This window comes from Streptomyces pseudoechinosporeus, assembly GCF_054783935.1.
In genome coordinates, this window is record NZ_BAAGPS010000010.1 from 19,010 (window position 1) to 31,383 (window position 12,374).

Annotated in this window: 10 protein-coding genes and 2 pseudogenes; 8 read left to right on the forward strand and 4 right to left on the reverse strand. The window is 68.8% G+C overall.

Going from position 1 to position 12,374, the window contains the following annotated elements; translation table 11 throughout:
• Positions 1 to 147: 147 nt before the first annotated feature.
• On the reverse strand, positions 148 to 1,200 hold the full coding sequence (locus ACYVO6_RS15275; protein ID WP_461061441.1) for a LacI family DNA-binding transcriptional regulator: 1,053 nt from the start codon (positions 1,198 to 1,200) through the stop codon (positions 148 to 150).
• 86 nt (positions 1,201 to 1,286) lie between these two features.
• On the opposite strand from ACYVO6_RS15275, the gene ACYVO6_RS15280 reads away from it, so the two are divergent.
• From ACYVO6_RS15280 to ACYVO6_RS15295, 4 genes are all read left to right on the forward strand, one after another.
• Positions 1,287 to 3,035, forward strand: coding sequence for a DUF2264 domain-containing protein (locus ACYVO6_RS15280; protein WP_461061443.1), 1,749 nt, complete (start codon positions 1,287 to 1,289; stop codon positions 3,033 to 3,035).
• Positions 3,032 to 5,707, forward strand: a complete 2,676-nt coding sequence (locus tag ACYVO6_RS15285; protein WP_461061445.1) for a discoidin domain-containing protein — start codon at positions 3,032 to 3,034, stop codon at positions 5,705 to 5,707. The genes ACYVO6_RS15280 and ACYVO6_RS15285 overlap by 4 nt, the downstream gene beginning before the upstream one ends.
• Positions 5,704 to 5,874, forward strand: coding sequence for a hypothetical protein (locus tag ACYVO6_RS15290; protein WP_461061447.1), 171 nt, complete (start codon positions 5,704 to 5,706; stop codon positions 5,872 to 5,874). Before ACYVO6_RS15285 ends, ACYVO6_RS15290 begins: the two co-directional genes overlap by 4 nt.
• Before the next feature lie 144 nt (positions 5,875 to 6,018).
• Complete coding sequence (locus tag ACYVO6_RS15295) at positions 6,019 to 6,270, forward strand: hypothetical protein (RefSeq protein ID WP_461061449.1); 252 nt, start codon at positions 6,019 to 6,021, stop codon at positions 6,268 to 6,270.
• Positions 6,271 to 6,443: 173 nt separating this feature from the next.
• On the opposite strand, the gene ACYVO6_RS15300 is transcribed toward ACYVO6_RS15295, so the two are convergent.
• Both ACYVO6_RS15300 and ACYVO6_RS15305 read right to left on the reverse strand, forming a co-directional pair.
• On the reverse strand, positions 6,444 to 6,719 hold the full coding sequence (locus tag ACYVO6_RS15300) for a hypothetical protein (RefSeq protein WP_033318157.1): 276 nt from the start codon (positions 6,717 to 6,719) through the stop codon (positions 6,444 to 6,446).
• Between the two features lie 70 nt (positions 6,720 to 6,789).
• A pseudogene (locus ACYVO6_RS15305) lies at positions 6,790 to 7,067 on the reverse strand (helix-turn-helix transcriptional regulator); the annotation flags it as partial.
• Here ACYVO6_RS15305 and ACYVO6_RS15310 point away from each other — a divergent pair.
• Positions 7,067 to 7,451: pseudogene (locus ACYVO6_RS15310) on the forward strand (transposase); the annotation flags it as partial. The pseudogenes ACYVO6_RS15305 and ACYVO6_RS15310 sit on opposite strands and share 1 nt — an antisense overlap.
• Positions 7,452 to 7,586: 135 nt before the next feature.
• On the opposite strand, the gene ACYVO6_RS15315 reads toward ACYVO6_RS15310, so the two are convergent.
• Positions 7,587 to 8,846, reverse strand: a complete 1,260-nt coding sequence (locus ACYVO6_RS15315; RefSeq protein ID WP_461061451.1) for an ROK family transcriptional regulator — start codon at positions 8,844 to 8,846, stop codon at positions 7,587 to 7,589.
• Positions 8,847 to 9,088: 242 nt separating this feature from the next.
• On the opposite strand from ACYVO6_RS15315, the gene ACYVO6_RS15320 reads away from it, so the two are divergent.
• From ACYVO6_RS15320 to ACYVO6_RS15330, 3 genes are all read left to right on the forward strand, one after another.
• Positions 9,089 to 10,465 (forward strand): extracellular solute-binding protein, encoded by a 1,377-nt coding sequence (locus ACYVO6_RS15320; protein ID WP_461061453.1) that lies wholly within the window; start codon positions 9,089 to 9,091, stop codon positions 10,463 to 10,465.
• A gap of 110 nt (positions 10,466 to 10,575) precedes the next feature.
• Positions 10,576 to 11,412, forward strand: a complete 837-nt coding sequence (locus tag ACYVO6_RS15325) for a carbohydrate ABC transporter permease (RefSeq protein WP_461061878.1) — start codon at positions 10,576 to 10,578, stop codon at positions 11,410 to 11,412.
• A 92-nt stretch (positions 11,413 to 11,504) separates the two neighbouring features.
• The gene (locus ACYVO6_RS15330) at positions 11,505 to 12,374 is read left to right on the forward strand and encodes a carbohydrate ABC transporter permease (RefSeq protein WP_461061455.1); all 870 of its coding nucleotides are present in this window, start codon (positions 11,505 to 11,507) and stop codon (positions 12,372 to 12,374) included.

Here is a 12,374-nt window from a genome sequence, read left to right on the forward strand (position 1 = left end):
GGAACCCCCGTCTACTGACTCCCATCATCGATCTCCCGTCCGATTGATCCGACGATTTGGTTTAGACGGGAGGGTAGGAAGAGGCCAATGGTGCGTCAATATGGATGACTCACTCGGCTATTCATCCGATGACTGACCAACGATGACTTACCCATGGCCCGGTGGCGGCGCGCTGCTCTCCCGCACCACCAGTTCCGTCGCCACCTCCACCCGGGTGGTCTCCGGCTGCTCACCGGACAGCAGCCGCAGCACCATCCGGGCCGCGAGCGCGGTCATGTCGGCCAGCGGGGTACGGACCGTCGTCAGCCGCGGGGTCACCCAGTCGGCGAACGGCAGGTCGTCGAAGCCGACCACACTGACGTCGGCCGGGATCCGCAGCCCGAGCTCGGCGGCGGCCCGGTAGGTACCCAGCGCCTGATGGTCGCTGCCCGCGAAGACCGCGGTCGGGCGCTCGGGCAGCGCCAGCAGCTCCAACGCGTGCTGGTGCGCGAGGTTGTGGGTGAAGTCGCCGTAGCGCACCAGCGCCGGGTCGAAGGGGAGCCCCGCCTCCGCCAGCGCCGAACGGTAGCCGTCGACCCGAGCGCGCGAGGTGAGCCGGCGCTCGGGACCGCTGATGATCGCGATCCGTCGATGGCCCAGCTCGATGAGATGGCGGGTGGCGGCAAGACCGCCAGGCCAGTTGGTCGCACCCACCCACGGCGTCCCGGGCGCGGGTTCGTCGATCGGTGCCACCAGCGTGTACGGGATGCCGAGCCGGCCCAGCTCCTCGTGCTGTTCCGGTGTCAGTTCGGGAACGACGAGGATCGCGCCGCGGGTGGACCGGGTGGCCAGCGAGTCCAGCCACTGCCGGGCACGCTTGGTACGGCCGTGCGTGGCCGAGACGACCAGCCCCATGTTCGCGTCGTGCAGGACGCCCTCCGCACCACGGATCAGCTCCACGGCCCAGGGGCTGTCCAGTTCGTTGATGACGAAGTCGATCAGGCCACCAGGCGGTGCCGCGGTGGCCGCGGGACGGTGTTTCGCCAGATAGCCGTGCTGCTCGAGGATGCGCTGCACCTTGGCCCGGGTTTCCGCCGAGACATCGGATCTGTCGTGCAGCACCTTGGAGACGGTGGAGACCGAAACGCCAGCTTGTTCGGCGATTTCGGCCAGGGTGCGCCGCCTCCCGGGGTCAAATCCTGTCCGAACCGTTGACGTCATCGGATGAATCTCCTACGTTTCCGGGGCGGTCACGAGTTGCGAAAACTATCGCAATTACGCTGGGTGGAGAAGGGCTGACGCGGCTCATGCGCGCACACCTACAGGATCAGGTACGGAACTTGGTGGCCCCTCTCGTGTCGCACTTCAGCGTCGGCGGGGCTCGCGTACGGCTCGGTGTGAACACCGCGATCCATGACGACACCGCCGCCGAACTCGAGTCGTTCGCCCGGCCGTTGTGGGGACTCGCTCCCCTGGCGGCGGGCAAGGGAGCCGTACCGCATGCCGAGTTGTGGCTTCGAGGCCTCGCCCACGGCAGCGACCCCGACCACGGCGAGTACTGGGGCGAACCCCGCGACCGCGACCAGCGCATCGTCGAGATGGCCGCGATCGGCTTCGCGCTGGCCCTCGCCCCCGAGCAGTGGTGGGATCCGCTGAGCGGCCGCGAACGCGACCGGCTGGCACGCTGGTTGTGCGCCGCCCTGCCGCGCGAGACGGCCGACAACAACTGGCACTTCTTCCCGGTGCTCATCGGTCTCGGGCTCGGCCGGGTGGGTGTGCCGTACGACCGCTCGCTCGTCACCGCCCGGCTGACCCGCCTGGAGAGCTTCTGGCTCGGCGACGGCTGGTACTCCGATGGACCCACCGAGCGGCGCGACTACTACGTGCCGTGGGCGATGCACTTCTACGGACTGCTGTACGACACGCTCACCGGCGGGGACCGCTTCAAGGAGCGGGCGGCGCGGTTCGCCCTCGACTTCCGGCACTGGTTCGCGGACGACGGCGCCGCGGTCCCCTACGGCCGCAGCCTCGCCTACCGTTGGGCGCAGGCCGCCTTCTGGGGCGCGCTGCCCTTCGCCGGGGTGGACGCGCTGCCCTGGGGTGTCGTCAAGGGCTATCTGCTCCGTCATCTGCGCTGGTGGGAAGGGCGACCGGTCACCGGACCCGACGGGTTGCTGTCCATCGGGTACGGCTATCCGCAGCCCGCCCTCGCGGAGCAGTACAACGCCCCGGGTTCGCCGTACTGGTCGCTGAAGGCGTTCCTGCCGCTCGCGCTGCCGGAGGACCACGCCTTCTGGACCTCGGCCGAGGAGCCGGCGCCGGCGCTGCCGGCCGTCCATGCCCAACGGCACGCAGGGGCGGTGCTGATGCGCGCCTCCGGCGACGTCACCCTGCTCGCCGGGCGCCAGCACCACCCCTGGGTGCGGTACGGCGAGGAGAAGTACGCGAAGTTCGCGTACTCGTCGCGCTTCGGCTTCAGCCTGCCGAACGGCTCGCTGGGGCTCACGCAGGGAGCGTACGACTCGATGCTGGCCCTGAGTGACGACGGCGGGTCCCACTACCGGGTGCGCGAGGAGCCCACCGCCCCGGACGTCGAGGGCGACACGGTCCGCAGCACCTGGCGGCCCTGGCCGGACGTCGAGATCACCACCTGGCGGACCGCCGCTCCTCCGTGGCAGCTGCGCACGCACCACCTCCGGACCGAGCGTGCGCTGCACACCGCCGAGGGCGCCTTCGCCGTCGACCGCGATACGGGCGTTGCGAGCGCGGCCGGAACCGGTTACGCCCGGGCGTCGGCCCCGGCAGGGTTCACCGGCCTGCGGGACCTCGACGACGGACGCGAGGGTGAGATCGTCGACTGCCTGCCCGGCACCAACGTCCTTGCCCGGCGCACCGCACTGCCCATGCTGACCGGCCAACTTCCGCCGGGCGCACACTGGTTGAGATGCGCGGTGCTGGGCGCTCCGGACGATCCGGAGGCCGAGGAGGCATGGCGACAACCCCCGGATCCCCCGACGAACCCCCCGGAATCCTCGACGAGTGGAGGCGGGACATGAGAACCAGAAGGCTCAGAAACCTATTAGTACTGGCTGCCGTCACGGGACTGCTGGCCCTCCCGGTCCAGGGACCCGCGCAGGCGGCAGGCCCCGGCCGCACCTACCACGTCGCCCCCTCGGGCAGTGACAACGCCTACGGCTCGGTGGCGAGACCGCTGCGCACCATCGGCGACTGCCTCTCCCGCGTCCGCCCGGGCGACACCTGCCTGATCCACCGCGGAACCTACCGCGAGCAGCTCACCCCGCCCTCCGGAACCGAGGACGCCCCCATCACCGTCGCGGCATACGGCGACGGCCCCGTGACTGTCGACGGGACCGAACCGGTGACCGGCTGGAAGGACGCGGGCGACGGCCTGGTCGCCGCCGACACCGGCCTTCCCCCCGACCCCGACTTCAACGCGGTCTTCCTGGACAACGCCCGTGCGCAGGAGGGCCGTTGGCCCAACTCGGGCTCGGATCCGCTGAACACCACCTGGGCCGAGGCCGACGCGACCTCCACCGACCAGCACATCGACGACACCGACCTGCCGGACGCCGACTGGACCGGCGCCACCGTGCACCTCTGGGCGGGCTCCAACCCATGGGCCCAGCAGACTGGCACGGTCACGGCGACCGCACCCGGCAAGCTGGACTTCAAGGGCGGCAACTACCGCTGCCCGCCGCTGTGCATGGGCAACCAGAACTATCGCAACTACTACCTTGTCGGCTCCAAGGCCGCCCTCGACCAGCCCGGGGAGTGGTACTACGACGAGGCCGCACAGCGGCTCTACATGGTGTCGCCGAAGGGCGGTATGACCGGGCACACGGTGACCGCGAAGCACCGGCTGTGGGGCGTCGACCTGAGCAGGAGCTCGTACGTCACCGTGCGCGGCCTGAATCTGTGGGGCACGTCACTCCGAACGGGCGGTGAGAGCACGGGAGTTGTGGTCGACCGGCTGCGCGCCACCTACATCTCGGAGTTCTCCACCCTCCCCATGCCGCCCGACAGCGATCTCGCGATCCCGCCCTTCGAAGGCCATATCGTCGCGTCCCGGATCCTCGACTCGGGCGTGCAGATCCTCGGCTCCGGCAACACCCTGAAGAACAGCGAGATCTCCCAGTCCGCCGGGGACGGCGTCCTGCTGCGCGGCACCGGCAACACCGTCACCAACAACTACATCCACGACGTCGGCTGGATGGGCAGCTACACACCGGGCATCGAGGTCAACGGCAACGGCCACACGGTCACCCACAACACGATCAGGCGCACGGGACGAGCCGCCATCGACACGGCTTGGCAGCTGAACGGCCCGGAGTTCCACGACAACCACATCGCCTACAACGACATGTCCGAAGCCATGCGCACCTCGCGCGACGGCTCTCCCTTCTACGTCTGCTGCAGCCTGAACGGCACCGGCACCTCCATCGACCACAACACCTCGCACGACGCCGACGGCCAGGTCGGCTTCTACGTCGACAACTACTCCGGCCACTTCCGGCTGCACCACAACGTCGCCTGGAACACAGGCAGACGAGGCACCTTCTTCAACGGCCACACCGGGCCGAGCATCGCCAACGAGGACCACAACTCCAGCTACGGCGTGGGCATCAGCGAGAACTCGGTGCTGCTGAGCGGTGCGACGGACGCCTCCGGCTCGTACATCAGCAACATCATCGGCCCGAAGCCGATCAGCGCCACCCAGACCGGCGACCCACTGCCCGTGGTCCGCTCCAACCTGATCAGCGACAAGCCCGGCTACACGGACGCCGTGAACGGCGAACTGTGGCTGACGCCCGACTCCCCCGCCATCGACGCGGGCGAGACGATCGACGGCATCACGACGGACGTCCGGGGCGCGGGCCCCGACCAGGGCGCGTACGAGTACGGCGCGCCGATCTGGTCGACGGGCTGCAATCTGCCGGACTGCCGGCAACGGGTGCGGCACGGCACCTGGACCACGACGGCCAGTGACGGCACGGACGCCACCGCCGTCACCGACGGTGACATCAACACCCGCTGGACAGCGGCGAGTCCGCAGTCCCCGGGCCAGCACCTGACCGTGGACCTCGGCCGGGCCAAGACCTTCGACCGGATCTCGCTCGACGCCGGCCGCGACACCAGCGGCCAGCCGTACGGCTTCTCCGTCTCGGTCAGCCGCGACGGCACTCACTGGGGCGAGCCGCTCGCCCGGGTCTCGGGCCGCTCCTTCACACAGGACGCGGTGTTCCCCCGGCAGACCACGGCCCGCTACCTCAGGATCACGCTCACCGCGAGCGGACCGGTCCCCTGGGTCGTCAACGACCTGCGCCTGTACGGCGACGGGCCCGACGCCTCCACCACCCTCCAGGCCGAACAGGCCACGGTCGTACAGGGCGTGGAGCGCGGCACGGCCGCCACCGGGGTGCTCGGTTCCGGCGACCGGGTGGGCTTCCGCAAGGTGAACGTCGACGGCAGGCAGCTCACCGTGCGCAGCGCGTCCTCCTGCGCACGCACCTGTTCGCTCCAGCTGCGCCTGGACGCGCCGGACGGTCCGCTGGTCGGGGTGGTGCCTGTGCGGGCCGACGACGACGACGAGTGGCGGGAGCAACCGGTGCGCCTGAAGCGCGAGGTCACCGGTACCCACGACCTCTACCTCGTGGCGAAGGGCGGCCGGCAGGTCGCCGCGCTTGACTGGCTGACGATCAGGGGGTGAGCAGCACCGACCGGGGCGGGGGCATGGCGCCGGGCGGCATGGCAGAGGCCGCCGCCCGGCCTCTCCCCGTCGTGGTCGGCGATGTCTCGACACAACTCGTGCGCACGCACCAGGAAATGGTGCGTCTGGTCCGTACGCACCAAGCGAGAGACAGCTACGGGGAATGACGCCCGGCGGGCCGCCGGAGGGGACTGCGGAAAGGCGCGTGATCAGCGCGACTTCCCCTTGTCGAACGGCGTCTGGAGTGATCAGCAGGTGGACGTTCGAACTCGATCGTCGCTCACGAACACAGCATCACCGTTGCCCCTCTCATGCCCGGCGCCACCGACAGCGACTTCCACGCCCGTGCCGGCATGAACAACACAGCCTTCGGCCCCGGTATGAAGAAGAACAGCCGCAAGGGCGTCGCACGCCAGGGCTTCCTGGCCATGATGGACGGACGGGCCGAAGTCGTCGGAGGCGACGCCGCCACCCGGCGCACCGCCCTCAAGCACCGCTTCATGCCAGAAACGCTCAAGGCGTCGCGACACGCCCGCATGGCCCCGACAACGACATCCGGTTAACGGTTCTGATGCGGGTGTTGTCCGCTTTGATCAGCCGACCGCCAGTGCGGCCATCGCCCGCCCAGCCCTGCCCACCACCGTCAGCGGCGCGGACGCTGACCTGCGGTGGATGGATCCATGGTCGGGGTGCTCGAACGATGGTCGGGCTCGCGGTCGAGCGAGGCAGCCCGCGGTCAGGGAGTGTCGCCGGACCAGTCCCAGCGGGACGGATCGCCGGGGCGGTGGTCATACAGTGCGCGCCCGCCGGCACCGAACTGCCCGAGCTCCGTGGGGAGGGCTACACCGCTGTCGATCTCGTGCGCCGTCCAGCCGGTGATGTCGAGCAGCAGGCCGTCCAGCGGCCCGCCGACCAGTTCGGCATAGGTGCGGCCGGGCCGCCGGCCCTGCCGGGGGTCGTCGTGATCCGCACCGTAGACCCGGCCGCGCAACAGTTCCTCATCCCTGTCCATACGAGCCAGGCTTCCAGCCGCCACTGACAACGAGGCCGGTGATGACGGACCTACTCGTCGTGTCTCCGGCCTATGAACGGTTCCCGGCCGCCTTGCCCTGTGCGCTACGAGCCTGGCGGGACTCGAGATCGCGGAAGCGGCCGGACGCAATGCCGTACTCGCGGCGGAAAGCGGCTCCGAACGCGAATTCCGTCGAGTAGCCGACCTGACGGGCGATCGTCGCCAGCGGCGCATTGGTTCCCGGAGCAGCCGGGCCCCGTAGCGCAGGCGCCAGCCGGTCAGGTACGTCATGGGCGGTTTTCCGACCAGCGCAGTAAATCGTTTGGTGAACGCAGTCCGCGACATTCCTGGTCGTCGGCGTCTCGGCCGCCAACACCCACGACAGCGAAGCACTGAAGCCCATGCTCGAGGGTCACCAAACGAGACACGACCCCCACCGCGGCCGCCACTTCAAACCCCAACGCCTGCACGCCGACAAGGCCTACGACATTCCCCACCTGCGGAAATGGGTGCGAGGCAAGCGCATCGGCGTGCGCATCGCCCGCAAAGGCATCGAGTCCAGCGAACGGTTGGGCCGCCGCAGGTGGGTGATCGAGCGGACGATCTCGTGGCTGTCCGGCTACCGCCGACTCAGCCCCCCGCTACGAACGCCACTCCCGCAACTACCTGGCCTTTCTCGGCCTTGCCGCAGCCCTGTGCTGCTACAAGCGACTGGTCCGCCTCACCACATAGGACACCGTCTTACACCCCCACGACTTTTATCAAGGCCAGCCGGACGGTTACCAGGCGGCAAGGACAGCTACTCTGTCGACCACGGCGGCGAGCAGGGGCGGATTCGAGCGGTCGAGGACACACCCGGTGCCGGGATCAGTCGGTGAGCATGCCCCACCCCGGCGCGTAGTTCCCGTGCAGGACCAGCGACGCGGCGCCCACCGCACCCACCGTGTCACCGATGACGCTGGACTCGACGGCGACCCCACGCAGCCCCCGCCCGATCGTGACGCTGTTGACGGCCAGGTCGATCTCCTCGCGGAGGGCATGCTCGATGCCGTGCAGGGCCTCGCCGCCGAGGACGACGAGGGGGACGTCTAGCATGCTCACCGCGCCTCGGGCGGCCTGGCCCAGACGGCGGGCGGCGGTGCGGACGACGTCGAGCGCGGACGGGTCGGGGGATCGGCCGCGGACCGCACGGCGCAGGAGCTTCCAGTCGGTGTGCAGGTCGTCGGCGGCTCCGGTGATGCCGAGGGCCGCGGCGGCCTGCCCGTACCGCTGGAGCAGGTCGTCGATGATGGCGCTCGGATGGACGTACGGGCCGAGACAGCTGTGGCTGCCGCAGGGGCAGACCCGGTCGCCGGGTTCGACGGCCATGTGCGCGAACTCCCCGGCGTTGCCCGAATCGCCGTGCAGGACTGTGTTGTTGAGCACGATCCCCGCGCCGATGCCGGTCCCCATGTAGAGGAAGAGGAAGCTGCCGGCCCGCGCCTTTCCGCCGATCCAGCGCTCCCCGATCGCGGCGGCCGTGGCGTCGTTGTCGAGGGCGACGGGCATGCCGGCGGCGGTCTCGTACATCGTACGCAGCGGTACGTCGCCCCAGTCGGGCAGGTTGGGCGGAGAGAGCACCTCGCCGGTGCGGCCGTCGATGGGGCCGGGTGCGGCGATGCCGGTGCCCAGGAGTCGAGCCGGATCGATCTCCGCCCGGACGGTGAGGCGGCGCGCGGCGCGGACGGTCTGCTCGACGACGGCGGCCGGGTCTCCGGGGTCGGCGAGCCGCACGGTACGGCTGGCCTGGACGGTGCCGATCAGGTCCACCACGACGATCATGGCGCCGTCGGGGTCGAGGTGAATGCCGATGGCGTACGCCCCGTCCGCGCGCGGCGACAGGAGCGTACGGCGTTTGCCGCCGCTGGAGGGGGCGTGACCGGTCTCGGTGACGAGTCCGGCGTCGAGGAGACGGCGGACCACGTTGGAGACGGTCTGATTGGTGAGCCCGGTCAGCGGGGAGAGTTCGACGCGGCTCACCGGACCTCGGGTGCGGATCGCGTCAAGGACGACGGCCTGGTTGTAACCGCCCACCCGCGGGAGGTTGGTGCCGCCCTGAGGCTGTCCCTCGGCTGAGCGCCGGTTCATGACGTACCCACCGCGCGCTGCCGTCCGTGACGCATCACGCTCACCGCGTACCGCCTCCTCCATGAGAATTCCCCGGTCGTGGCGGAAGTTTACATGCCTGAAGCGTTGACTTAGTCAATCCAATGGATTTAGCTGAGCTCCGGCGAGCCGAGGCAAAAGAGCCCGGTTGGGCAAGAATGTCCACATTGGTCATCTCCGTGCCCCTCACGCGTCCGGATCGGGTTTCTCCACGGAGGATCACTGTGCGCAACAGATTTCTCGTCACCGGTGTCGGCGTCGCCGCGATCGCCCTCGTGGCGACCGCCTGCGGCGGCTCCTCGTCGGGCAGCTCCAGCAAGACGATCAAGGTCGTCTACCAGCAGCAACTCAACAACAGCAACAAGGTCCAGCAGACCTTTCTGACCCCGATGGTCAAGGCGTTCGAGAAGGCCAACCCGGGTACGAAGGTCGAGCTGGTGCCGGTGACGGCGTCGTCCAACGACTACTACACCAAGCTCCAGTTGATGATGCGCTCCCCTTCGACCGCCCCTGACCTGGTCTACGAGGACACCGCCACCATCAACTCGGACATCGCCAGCGGATACCTCCAGCCGCTCGACAAGTACACCGCCAAGTGGTCGGACTGGAGTCAGTTCGCGGACGCCGCGAAGGCCGCGGTCACCTCCGCGAGCGATGGCAAGACGTACGGCGTTCCCGACAACACCGACACCCGTGGCATCTGGTACAACAAAAAGCTGTTCGCCAAGGCCGGGATCTCCGTGCCGTGGCAGCCCAAGACGTGGGACGACGTCCTGAAGGCGGCCCGCACGATCAAGACCGAGCTGCCCGGCGTCACCCCGATGAACCTCTACACCGGAACCGCCGGCGGCGAACAGTCCAGCATGCAGGGCTTCGAGATGCTGCTCTACGGCACCCCGGCGGCCGGCAACTCGCTGTACGACAGCGACAAGAAGAAGTGGGTCGTCGGCAGCGCGGGCTTCAAGGACGCGCTCCAGTTCGTGCACACCGTCTACGACGAGAAGCTCGGCCCCGCCCCCGAGCAGGCACTCGGCGCGAACATCGGCGCCACGGTGGGCACCGAGATGATTCCCGCAGGCAAGCTCGCCATCGACATCGACGGCTCATGGATGCCCAACAACTGGATCCGCACCGGCAGCAAGCCGTGGACCGAGTGGGAGTCGACCATGGCCACCGCCGCCATGCCCACCCAGAACGGCCAGGCACCCGGAAGGGTCAGCATGTCGGGCGGCTGGGCCTGGTCGATCCCGGCGAAGGCCAAGAACCCCGACCTGGCATGGAAGTTCATCCAGTCGCTGGAGACGAAGACCGCCTCCGCCGAGTGGAACGCGATGAACGCGACGATCGCCGTGCGCAAGGACGTGGCCGCCGACGAGAAGTACCTGAAGGCGCTTCCCACCAACGAGTTCATGACCTCGCTGGTCGCCGATACCCACTACCGGCCCGGACTGCCCGCCTACACGCAGGTGTCCACCGCCATCCAGAAGGCGATGGAGTCGGTCACCACCAACCAGGCATCGGTGTCCGAGGCGGCAGAGACGTACGACAACGATGTCAAGACCGCGGTCGGCGGCGACGAGACGGTCAAGGGCTCGCAGTGAGCGGACTGACCGAAGCCGGCCCGGGCGCCCTCCGCAAGCACGGCGGCGGGCGCCGCCCCACCGGTGCCAGGACCGGCGGCATCCGCAGGGCGCAGGGGCTGCTGCGCGGCATGCCCCTACTGCCCTCGGCCGTGCTGCTCGCCGTCTTCCTGGCGGGGCCCATCGCCTACTGCGTGTACTACGCGTTCACCAACATGCAGTTGACCGGCGCGGCCGGAACGGACTTCGTCGGCTTCGACAACTTCACTCGTGCCTTCGCCGACCCCGACTTCGTCAACGCGGTCGTACTGACCCTGGTGTTCGTGGTCGGCTCGGCGGTCATCGGGCAGAACACCCTCGGGCTTGCCCTGGCCGTGCTGCTCCAAAAGGCCGCCAAACCGGTGCGGTCCCTGGCCAGCACCGTCGTCATCGCCGCCTGGGTGCTGCCGGAGATCGTCGCGGGCTATCTGATGTACGCCTTCTTCTTCCAGCAGGGCTCCCTCAACGCCCTGCTGTCCGCGCTGCACCTGCCGCAGCAGAACTGGCTGTACACCCTGCCGATCCTGGCCTCGTGTCTCGCCAACGTGTGGCGCGGCACTGCGTTCTCGATGATGGTCTACTCCGCCGCGCTCAACGACGTGCCCCAGGAACTGGTGGAGGCCGCGGAGATGGACGGCGCCAACGCCTGGCAGCGGCTGTGGCGGGTGACCCTGCCGGTGATCCGCGGCTCCATCATGACCAACCTGATGTTGATCACCCTTCAGACCCTGTCGGTCTTCGGGCTGATCTACGCGATGACCCGGGGCGGACCGGGCAACAAGAGCCAGACCCTGCCCATCTTCATGTACCAGCAGGCCTTCCAGAACAGCCTGATCGGCTACGGAACCGCCATCGCGCTGGTGCTGCTGGTGGTGGGCGCGCTCTTCTCCGTCGTGTACATCCGGATGCTGAAGCTGGAGAAGGACTGATGGCCACCACCGACACCGCCGCCGGCTCCGCGGACCGGCCGGCCGACGCATCAGTCCCTGCCGACCGGTCCGCACGCCCTACATCCGTTCCCGTGAAGAGCACGAGCACCGCCCGGCGCGGCACCTTCAGCGGGTCCCGCGAGGGCAGGGCTGCCGGGAGCAGGGCTGCGGTGAACGTCGTCCTGCTGGTGATCTCGGTGCTCTACGTCGTCCCCCTGCTGTGGATGCTGCTCGCCTCGGTCAACTCGCACGCCAGCTTCAAACTGTCCGTCGGCACGCCGACATTCGACAACTTCGACCGGGTGCTCAACTGGGACACCACCTACCTGCCGATGGTCAACGGGCTGCTCCTGTCCGGCGGCGGCACGCTGATCTGCGTGGTCTGCTCGATCCTGGCGGCCTATCCGCTGTCGCGCTACCGCTCCCGGCTGCGGCGGCCCTTCCTCTACACGATCCTCTTCGCCACCGGACTGCCCATCACGGCCGTGATGATCCCCGTCTACAGCATGTTCGTGCAGGTCAACCTGATCGACTCGATGCTCGGCACCACCCTGTTCCTGGCCGCTTCCGCGCTGCCGTTCGGCATCTGGCTGATGAAGAACTTCATGGACGGGGTACCGATCGTGCTGGAGGAGGCGGCCCGGATCGACGGCGCCGGCACCATGACTGTGCTGTGGCGGGTCATCCTCCCGCTGATGGGACCGGGCGTGACCGTGGTGACGATCTTCACCTTCATCGGAATGTGGGGGAACTTCTTCGTCCCCTTCATCCTGCTGCTCGACCCGGCCAAGCTGCCCGCCTCGGTCAGCGTCTTCAACTTTCTGAGCGCGCACGATCAGACCCAGTACGGTCAGCTCTCCGCGTTCTCGATCATCTACTCCATCCCCGTCGTCATGCTCTACCTGCTGCTGGCCCGCAAGCTCGGCGGCGGATTCGCACTCGGGGGCGCCGTGAAGGGCTGA

Excerpts from the sequence above, each read along its gene's own strand:
- ACYVO6_RS15280 (WP_461061443.1), top strand. The coding sequence starts at position 1,287 with ATGCGCGCACACCTACAGGATCAGGTACGGAACTTGGTGGCCCCTCTC.
- ACYVO6_RS15315 (WP_461061451.1), bottom strand. The coding sequence starts at position 8,846 with ATGAACCGGCGCTCAGCCGAGGGACAGCCTCAGGGCGGCACCAACCTC.
- ACYVO6_RS15325 (WP_461061878.1), top strand. The coding sequence starts at position 10,576 with ATGCCCCTACTGCCCTCGGCCGTGCTGCTCGCCGTCTTCCTGGCGGGG.
- ACYVO6_RS15295 (WP_461061449.1), top strand. The coding sequence starts at position 6,019 with ATGCCCGGCGCCACCGACAGCGACTTCCACGCCCGTGCCGGCATGAAC.
- ACYVO6_RS15285 (WP_461061445.1), top strand. The coding sequence starts at position 3,032 with ATGAGAACCAGAAGGCTCAGAAACCTATTAGTACTGGCTGCCGTCACG.
- ACYVO6_RS15300 (WP_033318157.1), bottom strand. The coding sequence starts at position 6,719 with ATGGACAGGGATGAGGAACTGTTGCGCGGCCGGGTCTACGGTGCGGAT.
- ACYVO6_RS15275 (WP_461061441.1), bottom strand. The coding sequence starts at position 1,200 with ATGACGTCAACGGTTCGGACAGGATTTGACCCCGGGAGGCGGCGCACC.